The organism is Nocardioides daejeonensis, from assembly GCF_003194585.1.
GTDB lineage: Bacteria > Actinomycetota > Actinomycetes > Propionibacteriales > Nocardioidaceae > Nocardioides > Nocardioides daejeonensis.
In genome coordinates, this window is sequence record NZ_QHKZ01000009.1 from 85907 (window position 1) to 111900 (window position 25994).

General features: G+C 65.8%; 29 protein-coding genes. 20 read left to right on the forward strand and 9 right to left on the reverse strand.

Annotation, left to right across the window (positions count from 1 at the left end):
• Positions 1-55 precede the first annotated feature (55 nt).
• The 7 genes from DNK54_RS19150 to DNK54_RS19180 all read left to right on the forward strand — a co-directional run bounded on the left by DNK54_RS19150 (position 56) and on the right by DNK54_RS19180 (position 7608).
• Entirely contained in the window at positions 56-901 is an 846-nt protein-coding gene (locus DNK54_RS19150; protein ID WP_110208612.1) for a hypothetical protein, read from the forward strand.
• The gene (locus tag DNK54_RS19155; RefSeq protein WP_110208613.1) at positions 894-1895 is read left to right on the forward strand and encodes a ParB/RepB/Spo0J family partition protein; all 1002 of its coding nucleotides are present in this window, start codon (positions 894-896) and stop codon (positions 1893-1895) included. The genes DNK54_RS19150 and DNK54_RS19155 overlap by 8 nt, the downstream gene beginning before the upstream one ends.
• Before the next feature lie 170 nt (positions 1896-2065).
• The gene (locus tag DNK54_RS19160) at positions 2066-2596 is read left to right on the forward strand and encodes a cell wall protein (protein WP_162602560.1); all 531 of its coding nucleotides are present in this window, start codon (positions 2066-2068) and stop codon (positions 2594-2596) included.
• A gap of 12 nt (positions 2597-2608) precedes the next feature.
• Positions 2609-3700 carry a M23 family metallopeptidase gene (locus tag DNK54_RS19165; protein WP_110208660.1) on the forward strand — a complete coding sequence of 364 codons (1092 nt, stop codon included), beginning with the start codon at positions 2609-2611 and terminating at the stop codon, positions 3698-3700.
• Between the two features lie 172 nt (positions 3701-3872).
• Entirely contained in the window at positions 3873-5009 is a 1137-nt protein-coding gene (locus tag DNK54_RS19170; protein WP_110208615.1) for a tyrosine-type recombinase/integrase, read from the forward strand.
• A complete protein-coding gene (locus tag DNK54_RS19175; RefSeq protein ID WP_110208616.1) occupies positions 5006-5365 on the forward strand; it encodes a helix-turn-helix domain-containing protein in 360 nt (119 codons plus the stop codon). Before DNK54_RS19170 ends, DNK54_RS19175 begins: the two co-directional genes overlap by 4 nt.
• Before the next feature lie 308 nt (positions 5366-5673).
• Positions 5674-7608 (forward strand): hypothetical protein, encoded by a 1935-nt coding sequence (locus tag DNK54_RS19180; RefSeq protein ID WP_239460194.1) that lies wholly within the window; start codon positions 5674-5676, stop codon positions 7606-7608.
• A 76-nt stretch (positions 7609-7684) separates the two neighbouring features.
• On the opposite strand, the gene DNK54_RS19185 is transcribed toward DNK54_RS19180, so the two are convergent.
• The 5 genes from DNK54_RS19185 to DNK54_RS19205 all read right to left on the reverse strand — a co-directional run bounded on the left by DNK54_RS19185 (position 7685) and on the right by DNK54_RS19205 (position 10400).
• Positions 7685-8281 (reverse strand): cadmium resistance transporter, encoded by a 597-nt coding sequence (locus tag DNK54_RS19185; protein WP_110208617.1) that lies wholly within the window; start codon positions 8279-8281, stop codon positions 7685-7687.
• Positions 8278-8637 (reverse strand): Cd(II)/Pb(II)-sensing metalloregulatory transcriptional regulator CmtR, encoded by a 360-nt coding sequence (gene cmtR / locus DNK54_RS19190; protein WP_110208618.1) that lies wholly within the window; start codon positions 8635-8637, stop codon positions 8278-8280. Before cmtR ends, DNK54_RS19185 begins: the two co-directional genes overlap by 4 nt.
• Positions 8638-8790: 153 nt before the next feature.
• Complete coding sequence (locus DNK54_RS19195; RefSeq protein ID WP_110208619.1) at positions 8791-9000, reverse strand: hypothetical protein; 210 nt, start codon at positions 8998-9000, stop codon at positions 8791-8793.
• A complete protein-coding gene (locus tag DNK54_RS19200; protein ID WP_204164704.1) occupies positions 9000-9746 on the reverse strand; it encodes a MerR family transcriptional regulator in 747 nt (248 codons plus the stop codon). The genes DNK54_RS19195 and DNK54_RS19200 overlap by 1 nt, the downstream gene beginning before the upstream one ends.
• Positions 9747-9890: 144 nt before the next feature.
• Complete coding sequence (locus tag DNK54_RS19205; RefSeq protein ID WP_110208621.1) at positions 9891-10400, reverse strand: DinB family protein; 510 nt, start codon at positions 10398-10400, stop codon at positions 9891-9893.
• Positions 10401-10536: 136 nt separating this feature from the next.
• Between DNK54_RS19205 and DNK54_RS19210 the strand changes: the two genes are divergently transcribed.
• The 9 genes from DNK54_RS19210 (at position 10537) to DNK54_RS19250 (ending at position 19374) form a co-directional block, all read left to right on the forward strand.
• Positions 10537-10827 (forward strand): DUF6112 family protein, encoded by a 291-nt coding sequence (locus tag DNK54_RS19210; protein ID WP_110208622.1) that lies wholly within the window; start codon positions 10537-10539, stop codon positions 10825-10827.
• A gap of 92 nt (positions 10828-10919) precedes the next feature.
• Positions 10920-11192, forward strand: a complete 273-nt coding sequence (locus DNK54_RS19215) for a DUF6112 family protein (protein WP_110208623.1) — start codon at positions 10920-10922, stop codon at positions 11190-11192.
• A gap of 179 nt (positions 11193-11371) precedes the next feature.
• Positions 11372-12505, forward strand: a complete 1134-nt coding sequence (locus DNK54_RS19220) for a type IV secretion system protein (protein WP_162602561.1) — start codon at positions 11372-11374, stop codon at positions 12503-12505.
• Complete coding sequence (locus tag DNK54_RS19225; protein ID WP_110208625.1) at positions 12502-13971, forward strand: PrgI family protein; 1470 nt, start codon at positions 12502-12504, stop codon at positions 13969-13971. Before DNK54_RS19220 ends, DNK54_RS19225 begins: the two co-directional genes overlap by 4 nt.
• A gap of 55 nt (positions 13972-14026) precedes the next feature.
• Positions 14027-14422 carry a hypothetical protein gene (locus DNK54_RS19230; RefSeq protein WP_110208626.1) on the forward strand — a complete coding sequence of 132 codons (396 nt, stop codon included), beginning with the start codon at positions 14027-14029 and terminating at the stop codon, positions 14420-14422.
• Positions 14423-14505: 83 nt separating this feature from the next.
• Positions 14506-15957 (forward strand): ATP-binding protein, encoded by a 1452-nt coding sequence (locus DNK54_RS19235; RefSeq protein ID WP_476739119.1) that lies wholly within the window; start codon positions 14506-14508, stop codon positions 15955-15957.
• Positions 15958-15962: 5 nt separating this feature from the next.
• Positions 15963-17039, forward strand: coding sequence for an ArdC-like ssDNA-binding domain-containing protein (locus DNK54_RS19240; protein ID WP_110208628.1), 1077 nt, complete (start codon positions 15963-15965; stop codon positions 17037-17039).
• The gene (locus DNK54_RS19245) at positions 17036-17617 is read left to right on the forward strand and encodes a hypothetical protein (protein ID WP_110208629.1); all 582 of its coding nucleotides are present in this window, start codon (positions 17036-17038) and stop codon (positions 17615-17617) included. Before DNK54_RS19240 ends, DNK54_RS19245 begins: the two co-directional genes overlap by 4 nt.
• A 17-nt stretch (positions 17618-17634) precedes the next feature.
• Positions 17635-19374 (forward strand): TraM recognition domain-containing protein, encoded by a 1740-nt coding sequence (locus DNK54_RS19250; RefSeq protein WP_110208662.1) that lies wholly within the window; start codon positions 17635-17637, stop codon positions 19372-19374.
• Positions 19375-19513: 139 nt separating this feature from the next.
• On the opposite strand, the gene DNK54_RS19255 is transcribed toward DNK54_RS19250, so the two are convergent.
• On the reverse strand, positions 19514-20926 hold the full coding sequence (locus DNK54_RS19255) for an MFS transporter (RefSeq protein WP_204164705.1): 1413 nt from the start codon (positions 20924-20926) through the stop codon (positions 19514-19516).
• 278 nt (positions 20927-21204) lie between these two features.
• Here DNK54_RS19255 and DNK54_RS19260 point away from each other — a divergent pair, with 278 nt between their 5' ends.
• The 4 genes from DNK54_RS19260 (at position 21205) to DNK54_RS19275 (ending at position 24044) form a co-directional block, all read left to right on the forward strand.
• Entirely contained in the window at positions 21205-21642 is a 438-nt protein-coding gene (locus tag DNK54_RS19260) for a single-stranded DNA-binding protein (protein WP_110208630.1), read from the forward strand.
• A gap of 2 nt (positions 21643-21644) precedes the next feature.
• Positions 21645-22280 carry a hypothetical protein gene (locus DNK54_RS19265; protein WP_204164706.1) on the forward strand — a complete coding sequence of 212 codons (636 nt, stop codon included), beginning with the start codon at positions 21645-21647 and terminating at the stop codon, positions 22278-22280.
• A gap of 154 nt (positions 22281-22434) precedes the next feature.
• Entirely contained in the window at positions 22435-22755 is a 321-nt protein-coding gene (locus DNK54_RS19270; protein WP_110208631.1) for a hypothetical protein, read from the forward strand.
• A gap of 23 nt (positions 22756-22778) precedes the next feature.
• Positions 22779-24044, forward strand: a complete 1266-nt coding sequence (locus DNK54_RS19275) for a hypothetical protein (RefSeq protein ID WP_162602562.1) — start codon at positions 22779-22781, stop codon at positions 24042-24044.
• A gap of 28 nt (positions 24045-24072) precedes the next feature.
• Here the strand turns inward: DNK54_RS19275 and DNK54_RS19280 are convergent, their stop codons facing one another.
• Genes DNK54_RS19280 through DNK54_RS19290 form a run of 3 tightly spaced genes read right to left on the reverse strand, consistent with a single transcriptional unit; the run spans position 24073 to position 25989 of the window.
• Complete coding sequence (locus tag DNK54_RS19280) at positions 24073-24378, reverse strand: XRE family transcriptional regulator (protein WP_110208633.1); 306 nt, start codon at positions 24376-24378, stop codon at positions 24073-24075.
• Between the two features lies 1 nt (position 24379).
• Positions 24380-24736 (reverse strand): type II toxin-antitoxin system RelE/ParE family toxin, encoded by a 357-nt coding sequence (locus DNK54_RS19285; protein WP_239460195.1) that lies wholly within the window; start codon positions 24734-24736, stop codon positions 24380-24382.
• A gap of 59 nt (positions 24737-24795) precedes the next feature.
• Positions 24796-25989 carry a tyrosine-type recombinase/integrase gene (locus tag DNK54_RS19290; RefSeq protein WP_110208635.1) on the reverse strand — a complete coding sequence of 398 codons (1194 nt, stop codon included), beginning with the start codon at positions 25987-25989 and terminating at the stop codon, positions 24796-24798.
• Between the last annotated feature and the right edge of the window lie 5 nt (positions 25990-25994).

The window sequence follows — 25994 nt, forward strand, 5'->3', positions numbered from 1 at the left end:
CGCGCGCGGCGATCGCTCGACCGACGCCAATCCCTTCGCGCGAAGGAGTGGAACTGTGAAGATCCCGCCGTTCACGAGTGCGCAGGGCCTGCGGCTGTTGCTGGTCCGCTTGCACTACTCCCCTGCCGGCGCTTGGACACACGACCCGGACGCTGAAGAGTTGATGCGGTTCGTGGCCCGCAAGTACGCGGCTCTCGCGCACAAGTACGCCCTGACACCGGACGACGCCGCGTATGCAGCGTTCGAGGCGATGCGGACCCGTGCTGTCCGGGCCGCTGTCGATCCGTGGGCAGTGGTCACGCGGGCCGTGCAAGTTAGCTTGATCTACGAGGCCCGGGCCCAGGGACTGTTGTGCTCGAACCATCAGGCACGCCGCCCCGAGGTCGCGGTTCATCACGACGCCGAACGTTTTTGCGAGCGTGAGACTGATCTGGCCGACTACCACCCGGCGTTCCATTTGACCGACCGTCTCGACGATGAGTACGACGCGGACGATCTCGACCCGGCACAGAGCGTTGAGCCGACTAACGCGTGGATGGCCGCCGAACACGCGGCAGGGGTGATGGTCGTCAACGGGTGGCCACAACCGACCGCTACGGGGTGTATCGAGTACGTCTGCAGCCAGTTGATCCGGTCGGGTGACCGCGCCACCGCCTACACGCGTCTGGTCCGTGACCATCATGCTGAAGCGCTGCTCGACCTGTCCCACCCGGATTGGGTGGCTGTCCTCCAAGCCCTGTTGGGCAATCAACTTCCCACGCATGAACGCACCCGGGAGGGTCGGGGGCTGCTGCAACTGCTGGCCATGGGATATCTGCCGGCCGAGCTCAGCACCGTGCCGTGTTTCGCCCAGGTCTTCGCCGCGACCGCCCCGTCCACCGAGGGGGTCGCTCATGTCTGAAGCACACGGCCACATCGAGTTGGAACGTCGCGTGGACTCCATCAAGGTCGGTGTCCGGCACCGCTCCGACCCGACACGCGATCTGGCTCCGCTGATGCGTTCGATCGACCGTCTCGGTCTGCTGCAGCCGGTCACCATCACCCCCGAGGGCGTGCTGGTGTGCGGGCACCGTCGCTTGGAGGCCGTCAAGCAGTTGGGGTGGACGACGCTGCGGGTGTGGGTCCGCACCGGAGTCTCGGACCATCTGACGCAACTGCTTGCTGAGCAGGACGAGAACACCATGCATCGTCCGCTCTCCCCGCTCGACGCCGCGAGGTTGTATCAGGAACTGAAGGACCTCCTCGCAGAAGATGCTGCTCGTCGGCAGCGGGCCTCCCGGTTCGGCGCCGACGACGGGGAAGAAGGCGACGGTGGTGCCGATTCGGCACCACCGCACGGCGACCCAGGAAAGTCCCGCAATCAAGCCGCTCAGTTGGTGACGAGCTCGGCGTCGCATACCCGTCTGGAACAGATCTGCACGATCGAGCGCATCGCGGCCGATGACGACACTCCCAGCGATGTCCGCAAAATCGCTGAGGAGGAACTCGACCGGATCCGCGAAGGCGGCGCGGTCGACCCCAGTTATCAGCGGGTCCGGGCCGCACTCAAGGTCGCCCAGCAACATGTGTCTCAAGAGCCGCCTGAAGACTTGGAGGAGTTGGCCGCGAAAGCGTTGGCGCAAGCCAAGGCAGACCGCGCCCGGCGCATTGCCGAGAACCGTCGCAGGCGTGAGGCGGCGGCGGAAGCCGCGCGGCGTTCGGTGCATTCCTTCGGTCTGCTGTGGGAGGACATGGAGGGGTGGACTGACCGCTACGACCCGATCAAGGTCGGTCAAGAGTTGAGCGACGCCAAGTGGGACAGCTTCGAGCGGACCATCGCGGCGTCGGTCGAGTTCGCCAATGCGGCCCGGACCGCACGCGAGCAGCACGCGTTGGCGTCCGTGGCGAGCGCGTGACGAGGTGAATGCAGATGCTTCGTTCCACGACCTACGATCCAGAACTTCGTCGACGCCGCCTCATCGTGGCCGCAGCAGCCGGTGTCCTGCTCCTGATCGCGGCCGTGACGTACCTGCTGCTGACCCACGACCGTGTCGATGCACCCTCACCGACTGCAGATCGGTCGGCTGTGCCAGCGGCGATCCCGGACGGTGCGTCGAAGGTGCCGGACGACGGGACGTTGTCGGAACTGCCGCCGGTGTCGGATCCGGCCGAGTTCGCCGAACTGGTGGCGCACGCGATCTTCGATTGGGACACCACCGCGTTGGCGCCGCGTGCGGCGTATCTGGAACGCATCGCGACGATCGCCGACCCGACCGGTGAGGAGACACAGGGGCTCATCAGCGACGTCGACGCCTACCTGCCACCCGAAGCCATGTGGATTGAGTTGCGCGAGTACCAGACCCGTCAGTGGATCAACGTTGAGTCCGTCGAGATCCCGACCCAATGGGCGACCGCGCTCGAACAAGGCCAGGCGACGCTCGCACCGGGCACAACGGCGTACACGATCACCGGGGTCCGTCACCGCGACGGAGTCTGGGAAGACGAGCCGGTCGCGACCCAGCATGACGTGACGTTCACCGTCTTCATCACCTGTGCCCCGACCTATGAGGACTGCCGGCTCCTTCGGCTCTCCCTGCTCGACGAACCGCTGGAGTAGGTGAGCAGCGTGATGTCGAAAGCCGTCATCGGTGGGCTCATCATGGCGTTCCTCGGACCGGCCGCGGTGTTGCTGTCGATGACGGTGCTCCTCAACCCGTCGGCCGAAGCATCGTGCCTGCCCTCGACGTCGGCGAACTTCTTCTCCAACGCGCAAACCGTTGCAGCGCCGGTTGGCGAGTCGTCGCGGGTCGTCTTCCCGCTCCCCAAAGGCACCTGGGTCAAGTCGAGCCCGTTCGGGATGCGACGACACCCCATCACCGGCGTCTACAAACTGCACAGTGGCGCCGACTTCGCCGCACCGAGTGGGACACCGATTCTGGCGGCCGCCGATGGTCGGGTCGCCTCGGCTGGGCCTGCGGCCGGGTACGGGAACTTGATCCTGATCGAGCACACCGTCGCCGGACAGTCGGTGGCGACCGGATACGCCCACATGACAGCAGCGAGCATCCTGGTCAAAGCCGGCGACCGTGTGACCGCCGGGCAACAGATCGCTTCGGTCGGCTCCACCGGGTACAGCACCGGACCGCACCTGCACTTCGAACTACGAACCGGCACCGCCAGCGGGCCGCCCGTGGATCCCGCGCCCTGGCTTGCTGCCCAAGGTGCGGTCGATCTCTCCCAAGGCACATCGAGCAGCTCCGGCGGTGGTTGCGGTCCCAAAGAAGATGCCGCCTCCTACGACGGAACCAACCCCAACGGCATGGTCGACGACCCCACCACGGACGGTCAGATCACCGAACGCACCGCATTCGTGCTCGCACAAGTGCGTCAGCAGTTCCCGAACACGGCCTGGTCCTGCTACTCCCCTCGCCCCGGCCAACCCTCCGAACACTCCCTGGGCCGTGCCTGCGACGGGACATTCGGGAACTCGATCGGCACCAGAGCCAGCGGACCCGCCCTCGACCTGGGCTGGACGGTCACCAACTGGATGAAAGCCAACGCCACGAAACTCGGCGTCCAGTACCTCATCTGGCAAGGCAAGATCTGGTCCGTGGCACGGTCCGCTGAAGGCTGGCGCGCCTACGACGGCGGCGGCATGTACGACCCCACGAACGTGACAGGAGGGCACTTCGACCACCTGCATTTCACGGTCGTCGGGTAATGTCGGAAGTTACATCTAACGCACGATTCATGCGGTAGATGTAAGCGCCAATCTGGCGTTAAGCGTGAATCGACAATGCGTCCTCCGGGTGCCCGCACCCCGTTTACCTGCAGGTTTGCGGGCTGACGTACATTAGATGCAGGAATCGTACATCTGATGTAACGTTGTTGGCATGGTCCTTGACGGCGTCGGCGTTCCCGGCTCGGTGGTGGCGTTGCGCCCGGGGAATGTGTCGGTCCTGCGGCCGGCCGATCATCTCTTCGACGACATGCTGGCTGGCTGGGCGGCGCAGCAGTCGTCGCGGTTGCTGTCTCGTACGACGACCCGGACTCGCGAGTCGCAGGTCCGCCGGTTCGCCGGCTTCTGCTCCACCCCGCCGTGGGAGTGGACCGCGAGCGACGTCGAGGAATGGACCTCCGAGCTGTTGTCAGGTCCGCGCCCGCTGACGGTGTCCACGATTCGCGGCTACCAGAACGCGGTAGCGCTGTTCTGCTCCTACGTGACCGACTTGCGCTACGGCTGGGTCGATCAGTGCATGGCGATGTTCGGCACCCATCCCGTCCAGGTCTGTCACGAGTGGAACACCGCCGTGCACGTCGCCGACCACGAAGCACGCCCGGCGGTGCGACCGCTGACCCGCGCCGAAGTGCAGGCATTGTTCGACCTGGCCGATGATCATGTCGACTTCGCCCGGTCGTCCAAGCGCAAGGGCTGGTTGACGCTGTTCCGGGACGCGACGTTGTTCAAGGTCATCTACGCCTACGGGCTGCGTCGACGCGAAGCCGCGATGCTCGACGTCCACGACTTCACCCGCAACCCCAAGGCGCTCGAGTTCGGCCGCTACGGCGTCTGCAACGTCCGCTGGGGCAAGGCCAGCCGCGGCTCCCAGCCTCGCCGGCGAGCGGTGCTGACGGTGTTCGAGTGGACCCGACCTGTCCTGGAGGAGTACGTCACCGATGTCCTGCCACGGTTCGAATTGGCGGACTCGGCGGTGCTGTGGCCGACCGAACGCCAGGGACGTATCCGGCTGGCCCACATCGATGACCGGTTCGCCGACTGGCGCGACGACCTCGGCCTGGACCCGGTGCTGCACCCGCACTGTCTGCGGCACTCCTACGTGACCCATTTGATCGAGGACGGCTTCGACCCGCTCTTCGTCCAACAACAGGCCGGCCACCGTTGGGGCTCGACCACCGCGCTCTACACCGGCGTCTCCGGTGATTACCGCAACCGCGTGCTGCGACACGCCCTCGACGAAGCATTCGCGCCACCGACCAGTCCGACCGATCAAGGAGGTACCCCGCGATGACGAACCCGACGACGAAAACCGTGGCCTACCGCTGGCACCTGCGCAAGGTGATGAGCGACCACGGCCTCCACAACACCACCGATCTGGTGCCCCTTCTGGCCGATCGCAGCGTGGTGATGACCTCGACGCAGGTCTACCGGATCGTCACCGGCGAACCCGAGCGGCTCAACATGCGCCTGCTGGCAGCGCTGTGCGACATCTTCGGGTGCACGCCCAACGACCTCATTGAGCCCTACGTCGTTGCGACGTCGAGGCGTGGACGGAAGACCGCCACTGCCGCGCAGCCGACCACTCGCGACACGACAAGCAAGACCAGGCCGCGCCGAGCTACCATCACGCCCACCGACAACGACTGAGCGGTGGGCCTGTGCCACGCCCGGAAGCGCAGCCTTGCTCCGACTGCGGCCGGGCACGCAGTGGCCGAGCGCCTGGGGTACTGCTCTGCCGATGTCACGAGAAACGTCGCGCGGCCGAGAAACTCGCCGCCAACCGGAGCGCACAACTCGCTACCGTCGCCAGGCTGATCGTCGAGCTTGACCAGACGGTCACTCCTGACCAAGTCGAGGATCTGCTGGCCCAGGTCGCACCCGCCGCCCACGCACACACCCTGCTGCTCGGCCACCTCGCCAATCACCCGGCCGTCCTGACCTCCGGCGGGTCGTCTATGCCGAAGCTCGTCGGCGAGTTCCTCTACGCCGCCATCGACGCCGGTATCGCCGGCCTGGCCGCTCCCAGCTGCGCGCTCTGCCGCCGGCCACGGCCCCTGTTCCACACCCACGACGACGGCCAGCGGATCTGCACCACCTGCTACAGCCGGCTCCGCGTCGCGACCTGCTCGGGCTGCGGTCGAGAAAACCAGCGCATCAAGGTACGCACCAGCGACGGCAGCCCCCTCTGCCCCCGATGCCACGACCACGCCCGGCAACCGGAAGCCTGCGCAGGCTGCGGACAGCTGCGCCTCCTGAAACGTTCGACGGCAGACAGCCTCGACTACTGCCGGGGCTGCCAAAGCAGACGGTCGCCGACCGAGCCTTGCTCCGTCTGTGGGCAGGATCGGCGTGTCAACGCACGCGCTGCCGACGGCAGCGCCGTCTGCAGCACCTGTTACGCCAAGAGCCGCACCAGCACCGACGTCTGCCACGAGTGCGGTGCCGTCGGCCCGCTCAACGCCCGCGCCGGTGGACGCACCGCCACTGGCAAGGACGTGTGCATCCGTTGCTACCGGCACCCCAAACGCGAATGTGGCATCTGCGGGCGCGCCCGCCGGGTCGCACTGAAAGCGACCGGCACCAGCACCGACGTCTGCCCCACTTGCTACCAGGCGCCGATGATCGACTGCTCGGTCTGCGGGCAGCACGCTCTCGGCCGCCGCACCACCAAGGAGGGACAACCCTGGTGCTTCGCCTGCCAAGCCACCGAACGCATCGACCAACTCCTCGCCGCGGCTGATCGCAGCATTCCCGATGGGCTCAAAGACGTGCGCGACGTACTCGTCGCCGGCCCCCGACCTCGATCGATCCTGAGCAACTGGAATCGCATCGGAAGCCTCAGCCTCCTCGCCAAACTGGCCCGCGAGCACACCGATCTCACCCACGAGCTGCTCGACGCCGAAGGCAACCGGTTCTCGGTCAACTACCTCCGCGCTGTCCTCGTTGCAACAGGCGCCCTGCCTGCACGCGACGAGAACCTCGCCAGGCTGCACCGCTTCGCTGCCCGAGTCATCGCCGAGGTGTCTTACGCCCAGGACCGCCAGAATCTGAGCCGATACGCCCGCTGGCACGTGATCGCCAGAGTCCAAGTTGACCGTCATGGACAGCTCGGCCACGGCGCAGCCGACCGCTGCCGCCAGGAGATCCGAGCCGCACAACGCTTCATCGCTCACCTCGCCGACCGCAACCGCATCATCGGCGACTGCACTCAAGCCGACATCGACGCCTGGCTCACCAAGCAGCCCGACAAAGGAATCCGCTTCGTCCGATGGCTACGCGACAACGGCCACGTCGGTGACGTGGCCCTGCCTGGTCCAGTCCCAAAGGCCGGGCCACGAACCCACGCCAACCCCGACGAACACTGGGCCCTGGTCCGACGGATGCTCCACGACGAACACTCCGCCAGCGTCGAGGACCGCGTCGCTGCCTGCCTCGTACTGCTCTACGCACAACCACTCGCCAAGATCGTGGCGCTCACGGTCCACGACATCAACACAGCCGAGGACGGCACCTACCTCCGACTCGGCACCGAGCCGTTGCTCCTCATCCCCCCGCTGGACGCGCTCGTGACCGCGCTCCCGATCGCCAAGCCCTTCGGCGCCGCCCGGACCCTGGCCGACCCCCGCTGGCTGTTCCCCGGCAAGAACGCCGGCCAACACCAACACCCCACGTCCCTGATGGGGCGACTCAATCGGCTCGGCATCACCACCCGCGCCAGCCGCAACACCGCCATGCTCCACCTCGCCTCGAGCGTCCCACCCGCCGTGTTCGCCAGCCTCATCGGAATCAGCGCCGGCGCCGCCACGAAGTGGACCGAGCACGCCGGCGGCAACTGGACCACCTACGCCGCAGTCCGGAAGAACTCCACCAGGCCGCGTCACAACGACTGAGGCATGTCCAACACGCCGCTGGCACGCTACACAGCAGCAGCGCCAGAGGCCGGCGACTCGACTCGTTGTCGTTCTGTCAGAGACCGAACGCTCCGCCGGTGTAAAGGATGACGATGCCGAGTCCGACCAAGACGAGGGGGAACAGCACATGCTCCCAGCGTTCGAGGACCTCGTCGATCCCGGGTCGAGTCGCAACGAACTTGGCCAGCATGACCAGAGCTGCCACAAGGACGAGGAAGACAATGCAGAACGCAACCGTGGCAGCGACGCCCACGCTGAGGAAGACCGGCACGTAGACCCCGATGTTGTCCCCACCGTTGGCGAACGTCACGGCAGCCACCGTCCAAGCAGCCACCGGCTTGCCGGCGATCTTCGCGTCGTCGTCATCGTCGCCGGATCGCCAGACTTGCCACGCTGCCCACAGGCCCAGCAGCAAGGGGATCAGGCCGAAGTAGGGAATGGCTTCCTCGGGCAAGAAAGCTCCTGCGCCCAACGACACGAGCACTGCTGCGGCCAAGATGCCAGCGAACCCCAGGTACTGACCGACCAGGATCCGGGCCGTGGTCCCACTGCGGCCGGCTCCTCGGGCGAAGAACAGCGAGAGCACGATGATGTCGTCGATGTTCGTAGCGATGAACAGGCCAATCGCCTGCAGCGCGGAGGACAGGATCACGCGCTTGCCTCTCCGTTTCCGCACTCGGGTAGGGAGCAGGTCGGGTCGATACAAGGTGCACTCTCATCGACCGCGAGAGTGACCTCAACCAACGCAGTAAGGGCCCGAGCCAGATGCGGATCGGCAATGACATACCGCGTCTGCCGACCCTCCGGTTCAGCCACCACGATGCCGCAGTCCCGCAGGCACGCCAGATGATTCGACACGTTCGACCGGGTCAGACCGAGCTCGCGCGCCAACTCAGCGGGATAGGCGGGCCGCTCCAGCAGAGCCATAAGAAGGCGAGAACGGGTCGGGTCCGCCATCGCCCGACCCAACCGGTTCATCACGTCCAAACGCGTAGCAACAGTCAGCACATGCTGAACAATACAGCCACTGCTGAACCACTAGCTCGCTGGGCGCTGCCTCATGAACGCAGACTTGTCGCACGTACTCCATATTTCGGCGGGGGAGCCGAGCGCCCTGGTAGTGCTACTCCGTCGATTCGATCATCCGACGTCGCCGGTAAACTAAACGGGTCGTTCGTCCGAGGTTGAGTGCGTCGTTGAGTCGTCATGTCCACGGGTCCACCAGCCGACGAACACGGCCAGCACCGCCAATGCGATCGCCACACTGATCGGCACGACCCAGTCAATCACGCCGAGGCCGGCCAGAATCACCAGTACGACTGTCGCCAAGCACAGCGGCAGAACGAAACCCAAACCCTTGAGTAGATTCATCAGCATTCTCCTCGTAGGAGTGCTCGGGCCTCGTCGACGAATTGGGCGAGGTATCTCCACGGGGCGGCGACCTGCTCAGGTTCTCCGGACATGCTTGCCGGATCGTCGCGCCACGCACTGCGCACCGCCGCGCCTGCCTCTTCGCCACCAGCGTTCAGCCAGGTAGAGAGTTGGTCCATCCTGGCGACGCTCTTCTGCACCTGCGGATCGTCAGGACGCGCTCCGGCCACGCGGAGCTCCTCGACACGGCGGTACAGCTCAGGCCACTCAATCTCCAGCACGTAAGCCAGAGCCGGCCCCACAGTTGCAGCGCCCGAGGCGAGCTGCGCGCGGTGGTCCTTGCTCACGTGCCGGTCAAGAACCTCGCCAGCGCCTGCCCGCGCGCCGCGCATCAGCGTGAGCATCCCGGCGGGATCGACTTTCCCGGTCAGCTCACCACCTGCCTCCACGATCGTGGCCACCCGTTCCCGCAGCCGGCTCAGATCAGCTATCGCGTGGTCGAGGTGATCAAGTTGGTCAGTCAGCACCCGACGTGGATCCAGCCCAGCATCGAGGCAAGCCCGGATGGACTCCAGGCTCAGCCCCAATTGGCGTAGCGTGAGCACGACATACAGACGGCCGAGATCACTCTCGGTGTACTCGCGGCGGCCGCCAGCACCACGGTTCTGGGGCGACAAGATCCCGATCTCGTCCCAGTGGTGCAAGGTCCGCACGGTCAGTCCACTCGTCGCGGCGACCTCACCCACGGTCCACCGATCTCTCATCGCCTGATCGCGCTCCTCATGCCATCCAGCATGCAACCTCACGTCGCGTGAGGTGCAAGCACCACAGGTCGACTTGGCCGCTGCGCTCAGGAACGGGTCGACACCTTCGCCGCCGCCAACGGACGTTCAGATGCTGACAGTCAGCCGTTCAAGGTCGAGCCGGTGATGAACGACCTCGTGGACGATGTGCGCTGCGAGCCAGGACAGCGGCCGGAGCATCGGCTCCGGGTAGTTGTAGAGCAGAGTTCGATCCCACTCGTCGTTCGGGATCTGTTCCCACGTGCGGGCGAGCCAATTGGCCGCCAACTTGATCTCGTCGGCAGCCTCCGCGGGCTCAAGGTCGTCGTACTCACCCCAAGCGACCCGCTCATTCGGGCCCATCGTGACGACCCTGGTCCCATTCTCACGCCGCGCATTGAGAGTTCTCTCCCGAGCCACCAGGAGCACATCGCGGACGTGCCCGGCATACTCCATGGCTGACCAGGACCCCTCAGGCACGGTGCTCGTCGGGTGCCTCTCCCGAAGCATCTGCGAGAACTGTGCAACTTCGCGCCGCAGCTCCGTTGGTGCAACGCAGGGCGACAGCGTTCGATAGTCGTAACTGCACTCTGCACAGATCGGATCCATATCGTCCATCGTCGCAGGCAGCCGCTCGCGTCGCCACGATTCCCAGTTCCACCCTCGATAGCGACTCCACTCGGAGCTGATCGTTCGGCCACGTCATCTCCGGCAGCGACACAGGGAGCAGACGCTTCCAGAGCACCTTCCTGGCATGACGGTTTACGAGTTCACACAGCGGCCGACCAGTCCTGACTTCGGGGCTGTAGGTGGTTCTGGTGATATCCGCCAGGTCGTTGGTGCGCTACTGACGTACGGGCTGGTGTTTGCGTGTCTGATGCTGATCATCTCGGCCGCGGTGTGGGCGATCTCGTCGTCCAACGGAAGTTGGCAGTCCGCCTCCAAAGCGAAGGCTGGCGTGTTCGTGTCCCTTGCTGGCGCGGCTCTGACGGGCGGAGCGCTCGCGTGGGCGAACTGGCTCCTCGATGTCGGTGCTGCGCTGTGACCTGCGCACCTGTGGTTCAGGAACACCTGTCGACTTCAGGAGGAATCGTGCTTCACCTTGACCTGCTTCCCGCTCTTGTTCAGGTTCTGCCGATGGACATCACCATCGACCCGAACTCCAACGGGCTGCCCGGCATCGGACAGCTCCGCAAGATCGTCGGCGCGTCGATGACGGTCGGTCTGGTTCTGGCGGTCCTCGCACTGATCATTTCGGCCATCGTGTGGGCGATGGGCGCGAACTCGTCCAACCCGCATCTGGCCGGGCGCGGGAAGTTCGGCGTCGTGATCGCCCTTGGGGCCGCCATTGTGACCGGCGCGTCGGTGACGTTGGTGAACTTCTTCTGGAACGTCGGCCAGGCCGTCTGAGACGACAGATTCGGGCGACGGGAGCAAGAGCGATGGGTGTGTGTGATCTGCCGGTGGTCTCCACCGTGTGCGACAAGGCCGGCGATGCGGCCGCGAGTTTGGTGACCGCGCCGTTCAACTGGCTCGCCGAGGGCATGGGCAACGCGGCGGAGTGGATGTTCGAGTCCGTGTGGTCGGTCATGGACTCCACCACCTCAGTCGACGTCACCAGCGACGAGTACATGAAGGTCTACAACATCCTGTTCGGGATCGCGGTGTTCGTGATGCTCGGGTTCTTCCTGCTCCAGGTCATCGGGGGAATGATCCGAAGAGAACCTGCCGCGCTCACCCGAGCGCTGACTGGTCTGGCCAAATCGATCCTCGGCTCTTTCGTCGCGATCACCTTGTTGGCGCTTGCGTTGGAGATCACCGATCAGCTCACCGTCGGGATCGTCCAGGCAGCGGGCACGAACATGGACGAGATGGGTGATCGGATCGCCCTATTGGCGGTGGGGATCGGCAGCCTCAGCCTCAAAGCGCCGGGTGCGGCGGCGATCTTGACGATCTTCCTCGCCGGGCTGGCCATCGGTGCCGCAGTGATCGTGTGGATCAGCCTGCTGGTCCGTAAAGCCCTGCTGCTCGTGGCGATCGTGTTCGCTCCCATCGCCCTGTCAGGAGCCTCGTGGGATCAGACCCGCGGATGGATCGGTAAGTGGGCGACGTTCGTGATCGCGTTGATCTTGTCCAAGCTCGTACTTGTGGTGATCTTCCTACTCGCCACCGCCCAGATCTCGGCACCGATCGATGCCGACTTGAAGTCCGTCAGTGAACCGATCGCCGGTGTCGTGTTGATGCTGATGGCCGGCTTCGCGCCGTACATGACCTACAAGGCGATCAGCTTCATGGGCTTCGACATGTACCACGCGATGTCGGCTGAGCAGGAGACCAAGGCGTCGATGAACCGGCCCATGCCGATGCGTGGCGGTGGTGCTGGCGGTGGCACTGTTCCCAAGATCCTCGGCGGCAACAGTGGTGGACCGGGAGGCACCACCCGCGGACCCGCTCCGGCGTCCGCCGCGAGCGGGTCAGGTGGGGCAGCGTCTGGTGGTGGTGCCGCTGCTGCTGGAGGTGTGGTGGCCGCCGGTGCCGTGGCAGCGAAGGAAGCCGCGACGGCTGGCCCGAGGATGGGCAACTTCGTCGCCACCCAGGCTTCGGGTCATGCTGAGCAAGCCAGCGCCCCAACAGGTGCCGCAGGAGCGGTTCCTGCGCACAACGTTGATCCGACTCCCCCGGCGGCGTCGCGACGGGACGGCGAATCTGGAGGCGGACGATGAGTGCGCCGCAGACCTCAACGTCGAGCACCTACGACCTGCAGCCGGTGAAGTTCTCACGGCTCGCACGCCGGGGTGTGCTGTTCGGGCTCACTGTCTCCCAACTGGTGGTGGTCGGTATCGGTGCAGCCATGCTCGTGTTCTGCCTTTACGTCGGCGGTGGGGCCAGTTTGATCGTCGCTGTCCCGGTCATCGTGTGCTGTGCGGCGCTGGCCTGGGTGGGTGTGGGTGGTCGCAAGCTGATCCAGTGGGTTCCGATCGTCGGCATCTGGGTGTGGCGCTCGACGGGAGGACAATTGGCCTACCGGCGCCGCATCGTGGCGCCTCGGCCGGTCGGGACACTCGCGCTGCCCGGGGATGCCGCCAGGCTGCGGCAATGGTTGGACCCTGAATCCGGTGCCGTGATGGTGCACGACCCCCATAAGTCGACACTGACGGCGATCGTCGCGGTCTCGCATCCAGCGTTCATCCTGCTCGACCCGCTCGAACAGGAACGGCGGGTCACCGGTTGGGGTCGCGTTCTCGCGACCGCGTGCCGGTCGGGTCGGATCGCCTCCTTGCAGGTCATGGAACGGACCCTGCCGGACTCCGGCAAAGGGCTTGCCGAATGGTGGCAGCAGCACGGAACCAGTGACGGCAGTTTCACCGCCACCACGTACGGCGAACTCATCGACCGTGCCGGACCCGCCGGGGAACGACACGCATCGACCATCTCGGTCTCGCTCGACCTCAAGTCCGCCAGTCGAGCGATCCGGGCCGCCGGCGGCGGCAACCGGGGCGCCGCAGCCGTGCTGCGACAGGAGATGTCGACCATCGTGGCCGCACTCCGCTCAGCCGACCTCGCACCATCGGACTGGTTGGAACCTGGAGAACTCGCAGTCATCCTGCGCGGCGCCTACGACCCCGACATCGGCGCAGCGCTGGAACGCCAAGGCGACATCGGGCGCGACCTGGCCACCGCCGGACCCGTGGCCGTCACCGAAAACTGGGCGATGCTGCGCTCTGACTCCGCGCACCATTGCGTGCTGTGGATCAGTGAATGGCCACGGTCGCTGGTCTTCCCCGGCTTCCTCGCGCCCGTTCTGCTGTCGTCGGGTATCCGACGGACGTTCAGCCTGCTGTACACGCCCCTGCGTACCGACCAGGCCGCCCGCGACATCCGCAAGAAGAAGACCGAGTACGTCTCCGACGCGGCGCAACGGCAACGCATCGGGCAAGTCGAGGACGCCCAACACAGCGCTGAATACCAAGACGTCCTCCAGCAAGAAGCCGACCTCACTGCCGGCCACGGCGTCCTGCGGGTCACCGGGCTGATCGCCGTCAGCGCCAGCGACCCTGACGAACTCGAACGCGCCGTCGCTGACATCGAGCAGGCCGCCATCCAAGCCTCCTGCGAAACCCGGCGCCTGTGGGGGCAGCAAGCCCAAGCGTTCACCGCAGCCGCGTTGCCTTTGTGTCGCCAACTCTGACCGTTGCGGCGCACCTGGTTATCAACCCAGGCGTCATGACCATTCGGGAGGAAACGTGCCGACCTTCACCAACCCCACCGTTGATGCAGCTGAGGCCGAGCAGGCGCTGCGCGGTCTCACGCACGCCACACGCCGGATCGACGACCCCTCCCAGATCTACGGAATCCTGGCCTCGCTGTCTCAAGCGGTCGCCTCGTTGAGCCAGTCACTGCACCAACTCGCGGCTACCCACGACAACCACGGCGTAGGCAGCCGCACCGAGGTGGTCGTTGATCCGCAGCAAGCCGGTGCCGCGTACCGGGTGTCGTGGGATCTGCACCGTGCAGGAGAGATGCTCAAGAGCGTTCAGAAGGTCGTCGATGCCGCCCACGAGGCCGAAGCGACCCTCACCTACCAGCCCCCAGCCGTCAGCCGGTCGACCGGACGTACCTCGGGCGGGGTGTCGTTGTGACCGGCCGCGATACGTCTCGTCTGCACACTTCGGTTCTGGTTTCCCCGAACCGTGAACGACGCCGAGACCGCAAGGCACGAAAGGTGGCAGCCCGCGACCTGCTCGCCCGCGACCGCGCTGAGCAGAAGGCGACCGCTAGGGCCAAGGCCGATGCGCTCGCCGCGGAACGCAAAGCAACCGTGCTGCTGCCCAAAGCGGGGGAACCTGGTGCCGCGGCGTTGCGGACACCTGGACGGTTGCGGCTCCCTCGTCATCAAGACACCTCTGCCACCCTCGCGGGTGCCTATCCGTTCCTCGCCGAAGGTGGACTCGGTAGCGATGGAGTCTTCGTCGGCCAAGACCTGTACTCGGGCAGTTCGTTCGTGTTCGACCCGTGGGTGCTGTATGCGCGCGGCATGATCACCGCCCCGAACGTGGTGCTGGCCGGGATCGTGGGCTCGGGCAAGTCGTCGCTGGCGAAAAGCCTCTACACGCGGTCCATCCCGTTCGGTCGACGCGTCTACATTCCCGGCGACCCGAAGGGTGAACACACCGCTGTGGCTGAGGCAGTCGGCGGCAAAGCCATCGCGTTGGGTCATGGGATGTCGGCGCGGTTGAACCCCCTCGACGAGGGTCACCGGCCCAGCGGACTCGACGACGTCCAGTGGGCCGCGCAAGTCAGTGCACGACGCCGCGACCTTCTTGGCGCGCTCGCTGAGACGGTGCTCGATCGTCGACTCTCACCCTTGGAACACACCGCGATCGATGTCGCACTGGGCGAGGTGGTCCGTACCGCTGAGGTGCCGGTGCTGCCGCTGGTGGTCGACCGGCTCTTGGAACCTGATCCGACGGTGGATGCCGACGGTCGGCTCGCCGAAGACGGCCGGCTCCCCGGGCACGCGCTGCGGCGACTGGTGGCTGGTGACCTCGCTGGCCTGTTCGACGGCCCCTCAACGGTGCAGTTCGACCCGACGTTGCCGATGATCTCGCTCGACCTGTCGCGGGTGACGGAGAACGCGACCCTGGTGTCGGTGTTGATGACCTGCGCGTCGGCGTGGATGGAGTCCGCGCTGCTGGATCCCAACGGTGGACAACGCTGGGTCGTGTACGACGAGGCCTGGCGGCTCATGTCCCACCCCGCGCTGCTGCGCCGCATGGACGCCCACTGGCGACTTGCCCGCCACTACGGGATCGCGAACATGCTTGTCTTCCACAAACTCTCCGATCTCGACAACGTCGGCGACTCCGGATCAGCCATGCGGGCACTCGCGAACTCACTGCTCGCCAATGCGGAAACCCGGATCGTGTACCGCCAAGAGTCCGACCAACTGGGTAGCACCGCGACCGCACTCGGACTCACCGGAACCGAGCAGACGCTCCTGCCCACGCTGGGCACCGGCCAGGGCCTGTGGCGGATCAAGCACCGCTCCTTCGTCGTGCAACACCAGCTCCATCCCGCTGAGTTGGAGTTGTTCGACACCACGAGCCGGATGACCGGCATCCACCCGGCGGAATCCTCCGCGCACCTGATGGACGACACGACATCGGGAAGGTGAACCGGATGCGGCAGCAGACACGAGCAGCGCAGCAAGCACGAGAAGCGAAACTCGACGCGCTGCACGCCAAGTTGACCGACGCGGTCAGCACCCTGGTCAGCGGCGACGACTGGCGTCGGGCACTCGAGTTCTCCGCGAGATTCCGCAGCCGGTCGTTCAACAACACGATGCTGATCTACCTGCAGCACTACGAAGCATTCCAAGCCGGCCGGGTCCCATCCGCCACTCCGACCTACGTCGCCGGCTTCAAGCAGTGGCAGACCCTGGGCCGACAAGTGAGGAAGGGACAGTCCGGGTACGGGATCCTGGCACCGGTCACCGCGCGGTTCGCGTCCCGCACCCCCGAGAACGCCGACTCGTGGCGGCGTCTCGGGCGCGGTGAACGGGCTCAGCTTGGTGAGACGACCCGCACCAAGCTGGTCGGCCTGCGGCCCGCCTATGTGTGGGACGTGACTCAGACTGACGGTGACCCGATCCCGGAACCACCCGCCCCGACCCTGTTGGCCGGCCAAGCACCTCTCGGGCTCTGGGACGGGCTCGCCGCGCAAGTCGAAGCGCGGGGGTTCACCCTCAAACAAGTCCCTGACGCGGCGGCGATCGGTGGCGCAAACGGCCTCACCGACTTCACCAGCCGTGAAGTCAGCGTCAGAACCAACATGGATGAGGCAGCCCAGGTCAAGACACTCGCGCACGAACTCGGCCACGTCATGCTCCACTCCCCCGACACCCACACGAGCGACAAGGCGACGACGCGGGACGCAGCCCTGCATCGCGGCATCGCCGAAGTCGAAGCCGAATCCGTAGCGCTGATGGTCGGCGCAGCCCACGGCCTGGACACCAGCGCCTACACCATCCCCTACGTGACGAGTTGGGCGAGCACAGTCCCCGGGACTGACCCCGTAGATGTCGTCCAAGCCACCGCCGAGCGAGTGCGGAGCACCGCTGTTCGCGTCCTGGACCAACTGGACACTGCGCAGGTCGGCGATGGTGATCCTCCCGGAATCGAACGCACCGCCCCCGCCCGGACCAATCCGGAGCGGCGGCAACAGGCGGTCGTTGAACGGCAGGCGGTCGGGTTATGAGCCTGCTGAACCCAGCCACCGCCTACCGCCGCTCCACATCCCGGCCGCGGATCCCCGTCGTCCTGCCGCAGGTCCAGGTCACCGTCGACGACACCGGGACATTGAGCGTCAGCATCGACGACGAACCACCCACCGACGACACCAGCGGCCTGACCCGGGGCGACCTGCGTCCACTGCTGGACCGCATCGCCACCGAACGCGAATCCGCACTGCGGGTCGAGATCCACGAACCCGACGGCACCGTGTTCACCGACTTCCACACACCACAACCAGCAGCCACACCCGCCCCTGTACCACCGCCATCTATCCGTGAAACGCATGGCCGAGCAGGCGCGCAGCCGACTGTGAGAGTGAGCGCGGGAACGGTGACCGGCGAAGGCTTCGGCCCCAGCGAGACGGTCGTCATGGCGATCGTGGTGCACCGCACCACCGCCACCGCCGACGGCACCCTCGACCTGCACCTGCCCGTCGCCCTGCTCGACCGGACAAACGAAGATGTCGTCCTCCTCGGAGAACAAACCGGCCTGGCCCCAACCCGATCGGACGCCACCGAGGCATCGGAACGGGAAGCCTCGTGAACACCGGCGGGCGCCCGATGGACGACACCCTCGTCAACCTCGCCCTCATCGGCATCGGGATCCTCGCCGCGTTCGCCGGCCTGCTGCGGGGCGCCGCAACCCTCACCGCCTGGGTGAGCCGAACCAGTCAACCGACCGCCGATTGGGCTGCCGGAATCCGCGTGCTCAGCAACCCGGGCGACCCCAGCCGAGTATTCGGCGCTGCCATCTCGCCGTGGGTCTACTGGCCGATCGTCGCCGTACTCGTCCTGGCGCTCGGGGTGGCTGGGTTTCTGATCTGGCGCACAGTGGATTCGATGCGGCACAGCACCCGGCACGACCCGCGGCGGCTGGCCGGTGTCGCAACCCGCGCCGAGGTGGCCGCCGTGGCGTCCAAGAAAGCACTCCTGGCCCGCTCGGCCACCCTGCGACCCAGCCTCACCAACGCCGCCCCCACCGACGTCGGCTACCTCCTCGGACGTTCCCGTGGCATGGAGGTCTGGGCGTCGGTGGAGGACTCGATCCTGCTCCTCGGGCCCCCACGATCAGGCAAAGGGCTCCACGTCGTCATCAACGCCATCCTCGACGCACCCGGCGCGGTCGTCACCACCTCAACCCGGCCCGACAACATCGCCGCCACCATCACCGCACGCCAAAAACGGGGCCCGGTCGCGGTGTTCGATCCGCAACGGCTCGCCGAAGGATTCCCCTCTGGTTTGCGGTGGTCACCCGTACGGGGATGCGAAGACCCGCTGACCGCGATGATCCGAGCCACCGGCCTCGCATCAGCCACCGGCCTGTCGGCTGGTGGAGTCGAGTCCGGCGGGTTCTGGGAAGGCAAGACCCGCACCGCGCTCCAAGCGCTACTGCACGCCGCAGCACTCGACCACCGCAGCCCCGCCGAACTGTTCGCATGGACCCTCTCACCGTCGGCAGCCAACGACGCGGTCGCGATCCTCTCCTCCCACCCCCAGGCTGCGGCCGGTTGGGGTGAATCGCTGGACTCGATGATCCACGCCGACGCCCGCACCCGCGACTCCATCTGGATGGGCGTCTCCCTCGCGCTGTCCTGCCTGGCCGACCCGCGCGTCCTCGAATCCGTCAGCCCCTGCCCTCGTGAAGAGTTCGACCCGGCCGAGTTCCTCACCAACAACGGCACCCTCTACCTGCTCGCCACCGGAGCCGGCGCAGGAGCATCCTGGTCACTCGTCGCAGCGTTCATCGAGGACCTCGTGGAAACCGCCCGCCGACTCGCCGCCGACTCACCAGGCGCCAGACTCGACCCGCCCCTGCTACTCGCACTCGACGAGATCGGAAACCTCTCCCCACTCCCCTCCCTACCGGTGCTCATGGCTGAGGGTGGAGGCACGGGCATCACCACCCTGCCCGTCCTCCAATCCCTCGCTCAAGCACGCGACAAATGGGGAGACCACGCAGCCGGAGCCATCTGGGACGCCAGCATCGTCAAGGTCATCCTCGGCGGAACGTCAGCAGCACGCGACCTTCAAGATCTGTCCGCGCTCATCGGCGAACGCGATGAGCAAACAGACACCGTTTCCGTCGGAGACTACGGCTCACGGTCGCTCCAACGCTCCATCCGCCGAGTGCCCGTGATGCCACCAGAAACGATCCGCACCCTGCCCTTCGGCACAGCACTGGTCTTACTGCGCAGCGCGCCACCTGTAGTGACATCTCTGCGCCCGTGGACCGCACGGCCAGAGGGCGCGGTGATCCAGCAGAACCGCACGGCGGTCGAGAAGTTGCTCCGGCGTCGCTAGGGGCGTCTAACGAAACCAAGATCAGTCATACGCCACCGGGTCTAGAGGGCGGTGAATGGTCGCGGCTGACCGACGAGACACCGGGCGACGCCACGGAACACCTCATCGGGCACTTCGGGATCGGGTTACGACGGCACGCTCATGTCCTCGTCTGTCGTTCCTCCTTGACGATTACGATTCGCTGGACAATGACGGCCGCAAGGCATAGGCCAATGATCGCGAGGCCGCTACTTCGCACATAGGGTGATACACCTTGCAGAGCCGACGCGAAACCCAGGCCCACGTAGACCGTGACACCTGCGGATCCACCGAGCTGGTCCGCGGCTCGCTGCACGCCGGATGCGACTCCGGCATCATCGTCAGTGACTTCGGTAACGGCCGCGTACTGCAATCCAACGAGGCCGAAACCCATACCTGCGGCGATGAAGAGCATCGCGGGGGTTAGTAACCACGCGGGGGCTTCGAGCTGCGCGGCTGCCGCGATCACGATCATGCCTGCCCCTGCGGAACTCAGTCCCACGACGATGCACGCACGCGCTCCCCAGCGCCCCAAGAGGCGGGGCACGACGGTCACGGCGACGACGAGTGCCACCGCAAGCGGCAGGAGCAGCAATCCGGTTTCCAGTGGCGAGAGACCGAGTCCATCCTGTAGATAGAACGTGAACAGCAGGAAGGATGTTGAGAGCGCCGCGCTCAACAATGCAGTCGCAAGATTTGCTCGCACTCGTGTCCGGTTGCGGAAGAAGGTCAGCGGAACCAACGGGTTTGCGGCTCGGCGTTCCACCTTGACGAACAGTGCAGCGGCGGCTACCGCTCCCACTAGGGCAGCGATTGATGACCATGGCACATCCCCATTGCCGTGCCCCGCCTCTACCACACCGAAAGCGAACAGCAGCGGTGCGCTCGTCAGCAGAATCGATCCGAGAATATCCAACGGTGCGCGCTCCTGCGATCGGTCTGGAGGTAGCAGGGCGACAGAAGCGATCAGCACGAACAGGACGAACGGAACGGCGATGAGGAAGATCCATCGCCACCCGAGATATTCGGTGATGATTCCCGAGAGCACGAACCCCAGTACAAGACCGCAGCTCGCCACCGCAGCCCAGACGCTCAGGGCGCGGGTGCGCGCCCGCCCTTCGGGAAACAACAGGACGATGGTCGCCATCGCAGCGGGCAAGGCGAGGGCTTCCCCTGCACCCTGCAACAGCCTTGCGCCGACGAGTAGCGGAAAGGTTTCCGCGATGCCCGCCATCAGCGAGGCTGCTCCAAAGATGGTGGTGCCGATGAGGAGAAGGCGGCGGCGGCCGAAGACGTCCCCCAGACGTCCGCCAAGCATCAACAGACCACCGCCTGTGATGGTGTAACCAACGACGACCCATGTCAGGCCGCGTGCGTCAACGCCCAGATCGTGGCCGATGGATGGCAGCGCCACGTTGACCACGGTGACGTCGACGGCGATGAGAAATTGCAGGATGGACAGACACACGAGGACTGCCCAGGACCGAGCGACCGATACTTGCGCAGGCCGCGATGAAGAGGTGCTGAAAGACACAGAAAACTCCGTTGCTCGAATGAAGACCGGGCGACCAGACATGTCGCACCGAACCGACGATCAAGCGACGGAACGTGAACTAGATAGTGTGAGGAGACGTTCCGCCGCTAGCGGAGCGTCTCGGTCACAGCGGCAGCGGCCGCAGCAGAAGCACCTGACATGACGCCCATCTTACCCGATGGTGTTCCGCGTAGTGGCTGTCCGCGAGCCGTCACGCACACCTGTCTCCTACAAGCGGAGTGCCAATCCGGCACTCCCCGAAGATCAGGAGCCAGGTCATGACCATCCCCACCCAGATGAGCCTTCACGGATTCATCGCTACCCCGCCGGAGTTGACGTACAGCAAGAACGACGTGGCCCGGTTCTACGCCCGGATCGGTGTCGAGCAGTGGCGCAAAGAGGCTGATGGGAGTTTCACGAAGCTTGAGCCGCAGTTCTGCGACCTGGTGATGTTCAAGACCGCCGCCGAACGGGCATATGCCCGGTTCCGTACCGGTGACCAGTTCGTTGCCTCCGGGTACGTCCATGAGTACGAGTTCGACCGCGACGGCGAGACCGTGCAGCGGGAGGAGTTTGTGGCCCGCCGGATCGGTCACGACAGTGCCCGCACCCGCTACAGCGTCGAACGCCCCACCCCCGAACGTGAAACCGGACCGACCACCGGCCGTGACACCCAACGGCGGGTCGAACCGACGTCGACCGCGGTCGGGATCTGACCATGACCGACGAACCCAAGAACCGTGACCGTGGGGATGCGTCGGTGCTCGACGTTGAGCGGCACCCTGTCTTCGAGACCTGGGAGAACTTCCCCACCCGCGACAACACTGCCGACCAAGATGCGACGGGTCCTGATTGGTCGGAGGCGTTCGAGTCGGGGTCGTTGTCTGAGCCGTTGGGGCCGATCAACTGGAATACCCTTACCGCGAACGAGGCCGAAGCCGAGTGGCTGGACCTCAACGCATGGGTGAACTGGCTCCGCGGCACCTACGGCCTGTCCCCTACCGAGTTGCCGCCGATGTGGCACCGTCACGACGAACTCGTGTGGGAACTGTCCGCCCTGCACCTGCACTGGCTGAACTCCTACAGCCCCGACGCTTCCCCCTCGGCACCGTTGGCCTGGCACCGTGACTTCGCTGAAGCACGCCTGCGGCTGCGGGACTGGGTCGCCGCCTGCGGCACCCGACTAGACCGCGACCGCCCCACCCGCCACACGTCCTGGCCCGGCGAACCCGCTGCGTTGCCTGCCGCGGAAGCGACCGTGACCGATCGAGATGCCGACTTCGTGCAGGTCGTGATGGCCGACGTCACCGCCCGACGGCAGGTCGAGGCCGAGGTCGCACGCAAAGCCTCCTAACCCCACCGCCCTGTCCTGGCGCCGCGGCGCCGCAGCGGGTTGTGGAGAACCCACGGGTGTCCACAGGACGACCGTTCCGCACCACCCCTGGCCTTCCTGTTGGCGGACGGTGGCGTTGCGCGCACCTGATGTACATACCGAAGGGAACGAATCGATGCTTCTCGCTCACGCGGTCACTCTGGCTGAGGCCCGCTCCTACATCGCAGCCCTCGCCGACGAGGCCGTCACGTTCGACGGCTCGGTCGAGTACGAGCACGCCCTGCTCTACCTCGACCTGATCCACGGCGAGGATGTCCCCGCCCTCGACACCCACGGGCTCACCGACGACCGGGCCATCCTGCACGCCATCGCCGTCAGCGCCGTCAAAGAACTCGCCGACCACGGTGTCGACCGGCTCCAGATCGAACTGCTCCTGGACATGCTCGACGTGGCCCGTGACCGCGACAACCCGTCCAGCGAACCCCGTGATTCCTGATGTACGGCGACAACACCGCGGCCATGCGCAGTGAACTCGCCACCCTCCTGCAACTGGCCCGCAACCACCACACCAACGGCCTCACCCCTGGTGACGTCGAACAGATCGCGGCGTTTCGCACCAGCCTGACCCTCTGGTGCCAGCAAGCCGTCCGCGCCTCCAACCCGATCGTCGACCTCGGCGGCACCACACCCCGCAGCCGCGGACCAGCCGAAGAACTACGCCACCGACTCGATCAAGCCCGAACCGGCTACACCACCGGGCTACCGGACCTCGACCAGCTCGCCACCCCGCACCCCCAGCACGTCGTCGACACGTGGCGACGTGCCGCGAAAGCAGCCGTCCTCGGCGAGCACGACTTCCCCGCCGGCCTCAGCTACGACCAGATGAGTGACGAACAGGCGATGACCGTCCTCAAAGACGCCGCCGAGATCACCCGAGCACTCACCGGACTCGACCGCCACTACACGACCACCATCCCCAGCTGGGAACCCATCACCGATGCCAACCTCCTCGGTAGGGCAGCGGTCGTGTGCGCCGCGCACGCCGGGTACACGCCACCTGACTACCGGATCGACCACAAGGGCTGGCGGCCCCCAGTCCAACTCGCCGACGGCCCCGCCCTACCCGGGCTGACCGGAGTACTGCAAGCGCAGAACAACCTCCTGTTCCATCTCCAGCATCAGCCCGACGGGTACAGCCTCCGGCTGATCCTGGACTCCCAACGCATCGTCTCCAGACACGCCGCCACACTCGCCCAACACGACTCCCGTGGCGCTGGGTTCGCGGACCGGTGGGCCGAACGCGCCCGCACCTACACGCTGCTGGTCGACCAGACCCGCAACCTCCGCGGACTGGTCGGACACGGCCACGCCGCGGCCGAAGGCGCCATCGCCGCAGCACGCATCCAGAAACTCCAACCAACCGGCCTTATCGAGATACAAGCCCTACGACACCTCGACGCACTCTTCACCCACATCGACCGACGACTCCACGACGTCATCGTCGCCGGTGCGCGGGACCGCAGCTACCTGATGCGCGTCACCATCCCCCGCATCGACCTCACTGCTCCAGGAGCAGTCAAGGCGCCGCGGGCACGGCACGTGCCACTCGATGTGCGGCCCGACTCTCCTTTACTGATGGCGGTCGCGAACCGACTCGATCCACGCCCCACACCATTGACACGTTCGCCTCGCGGGGTGACGGAACGGCGGGCGTTCATCGACGCTGTCGATAGCACCGAGACGTCTCGCCGTTCCGTCCCTGCGTCTTCACCTCCACGGTTGTGACTCGCGTGTCCGTTCGCGGGGGCCAGGCTCAGGCGATTTGGAAGGTCTCCTCGCCGACGGTGACCTCGACCTTGAGGGTGCCGCCGAGCGCGTCGGCGTATCGGCGCAGCGTGTCCACCTTGGTGAAGTCGACCTCGCCACGCTCGATCTCCGAGACCCGCTTCTGGCTGATCGACAAGGTCGCGGCAACTTCGGACTGCGTCAGCGCCTGCATCTCCCGAAGCTCACGCAGTTTGTAGGCGCGTACCTCGGCCAGCATGCGTTCCATGTGGCGTTCTTGAACTTCCGGACGCCCCGGACGCTTGGCCAGGTATTCATCAAGTGTCTTGGCCATGTCACTTCCTGCCCTTCGGGTCACGCAACCTTGCGAGGTGCTCGTCATATCGATCGTCGGCGATCGGGATGTTCTTCCGGTACCACTTCTGCCACGCTCTGTGCTTGTCACCGGCTAGCAGCATGATCGCTCGGCGACGTGGATCGAACGCGAACAAGATCCTCACCTCGCTACGGCCTGATGAGCCCGGTCGCAGTTCCTTCATGTTCTTGTGTCGCGACCCCACGATCGAGTCGACCAGGGGCCGCCCAAGCCCTGGCCCGTGATCAGCCAGCAACCTGATCGCGGCCACCACTTGATCGAACGTGTCCGGGTCAGTCTGGTCGAGCCAATCCTCGATCAACTCGACGTCAACCACCCACCGCCCACCAATATACTCTTTTCCTTCTACATGGGAAAGGGTATGTCTATCGTCATTCATCGGCCCAACTCCCGGGTTCGGGGTGCCAGCGATTCGAGGATCTCCGCAGTCACCGGGTTCACCTTCTCGTCGGGCTCGATGTAGTGCGCCTTCGTGATGTCCGATGAGGTGTGGCCGAGCATCTCGGCCGCCAGCTCTGCTCCCCCAGCACGATCGATCACCGTGGCGACCGTCCTGCGGAACGAATGCGGGGTGACGCCCTCGATCCCCGCCTCTTCCATCACCGCCCGGAGACGTCGGCGCACGTTGTTCGTGGTTAGTGGTGTGCGGTTCCTGCTGAAGAAGATCAGGTGGTCAGGCCCCTCTGAACCGATCTTCGCCAATCTGTCGCGCAGCACCTCAGCTGTGAACGACGGCACCGACACCGTTCTGGTCGACTTCTGTGTCTTGGGATGGGGTTGTCGCTGCGTGGGCTTACCGGCCGGCGAGACGATCGTCCCGGAGATCCTGACCGTGGCAGGCGTACTGGTGACGTCGACGTCGCACTTGCGGATCGCAAGTACCTCCCCGATACGGGCCGAGGTGCCGAGCATGACCTCGATGATCTGCTCCAACTGGCCATCCGGTGGCGGACCGGAGAATCCCGGTCCACGTCGCCAACTCCGCACAGCCGTACGGATCGCTTCAACCTGAGCCGCGGTGAGTGCGGCTGCTTGCGACGGGGGTTTGCGCAGGCGTGCGGTCTCACGGACAGGGTTCTTCGCGATGGCGTCGTAACGCACCGCAAGACCCAGCGCGAGGCTCAACACGGTGCGAGCCTGCTTGGCCATGCTGTAGCTCTTGTTGGTGGCCAGTCCCTTGAGGAAACGGTCAACCTTGCTCACCGTGATCTCGCGCAGGGCGTATCCCTCGAATGCCGGCAACACCAACTGCCGCATGTTGCGCTCATAAAGCGCCCTGGTGCTCTCGGCGAGCTTCGCTTCCAGATCAAGGTCAGCTAGCCACACATCCGCCAGCGCGGTGAAGGAACTGTCCGGGGATAACTCCCCCGTCGACCGGTACGACGTCCGGTCGGCCAGCACCTTCTTCAGGTTCCGTTCCGCCTCACGCTTGGTTGCGCCAGTCGCCGAGACTCGTCTGACCTTACCGTCGTCGTCGCGGTACCGCGTCCGTGCACGGACTTGGCCTTGGGCGGCCTTGATGAACGAAATGTCGCCGAACGTGCCGATCGGGGTCCTGGGTCTAGCCACGACCG

Bases quoted from the DNA above. Each gene is read 5' to 3' on its own strand.
- DNK54_RS19195 (WP_110208619.1), bottom strand. From the start codon at position 9,000: ATGAATCTACTCAAGGGTTTGGGTTTCGTTCTGCCGCTGTGCTTGGCG.
- DNK54_RS19215 (WP_110208623.1), top strand. From the start codon at position 10,920: ATGGACATCACCATCGACCCGAACTCCAACGGGCTGCCCGGCATCGGA.
- DNK54_RS19220 (WP_162602561.1), top strand. From the start codon at position 11,372: ATGGACTCCACCACCTCAGTCGACGTCACCAGCGACGAGTACATGAAG.
- DNK54_RS19280 (WP_110208633.1), bottom strand. From the start codon at position 24,378: ATGGCCAAGACACTTGATGAATACCTGGCCAAGCGTCCGGGGCGTCCG.
- DNK54_RS19245 (WP_110208629.1), top strand. From the start codon at position 17,036: ATGAGCCTGCTGAACCCAGCCACCGCCTACCGCCGCTCCACATCCCGG.
- DNK54_RS19205 (WP_110208621.1), bottom strand. From the start codon at position 10,400: ATGGACGATATGGATCCGATCTGTGCAGAGTGCAGTTACGACTATCGA.
- DNK54_RS19240 (WP_110208628.1), top strand. From the start codon at position 15,963: ATGCGGCAGCAGACACGAGCAGCGCAGCAAGCACGAGAAGCGAAACTC.
- DNK54_RS19155 (WP_110208613.1), top strand. From the start codon at position 894: ATGTCTGAAGCACACGGCCACATCGAGTTGGAACGTCGCGTGGACTCC.
- DNK54_RS19260 (WP_110208630.1), top strand. From the start codon at position 21,205: ATGACCATCCCCACCCAGATGAGCCTTCACGGATTCATCGCTACCCCG.
- DNK54_RS19270 (WP_110208631.1), top strand. From the start codon at position 22,435: ATGCTTCTCGCTCACGCGGTCACTCTGGCTGAGGCCCGCTCCTACATC.
- DNK54_RS19165 (WP_110208660.1), top strand. From the start codon at position 2,609: ATGTCGAAAGCCGTCATCGGTGGGCTCATCATGGCGTTCCTCGGACCG.
- DNK54_RS19275 (WP_162602562.1), top strand. From the start codon at position 22,779: ATGCGCAGTGAACTCGCCACCCTCCTGCAACTGGCCCGCAACCACCAC.
- DNK54_RS19210 (WP_110208622.1), top strand. From the start codon at position 10,537: ATGACGGTTTACGAGTTCACACAGCGGCCGACCAGTCCTGACTTCGGG.
- DNK54_RS19180 (WP_239460194.1), top strand. From the start codon at position 5,674: ATGCCGAAGCTCGTCGGCGAGTTCCTCTACGCCGCCATCGACGCCGGT.
- DNK54_RS19170 (WP_110208615.1), top strand. From the start codon at position 3,873: ATGGTCCTTGACGGCGTCGGCGTTCCCGGCTCGGTGGTGGCGTTGCGC.
- DNK54_RS19250 (WP_110208662.1), top strand. From the start codon at position 17,635: ATGGACGACACCCTCGTCAACCTCGCCCTCATCGGCATCGGGATCCTC.
- DNK54_RS19175 (WP_110208616.1), top strand. From the start codon at position 5,006: ATGACGAACCCGACGACGAAAACCGTGGCCTACCGCTGGCACCTGCGC.
- DNK54_RS19225 (WP_110208625.1), top strand. From the start codon at position 12,502: ATGAGTGCGCCGCAGACCTCAACGTCGAGCACCTACGACCTGCAGCCG.
- DNK54_RS19265 (WP_204164706.1), top strand. From the start codon at position 21,645: ATGACCGACGAACCCAAGAACCGTGACCGTGGGGATGCGTCGGTGCTC.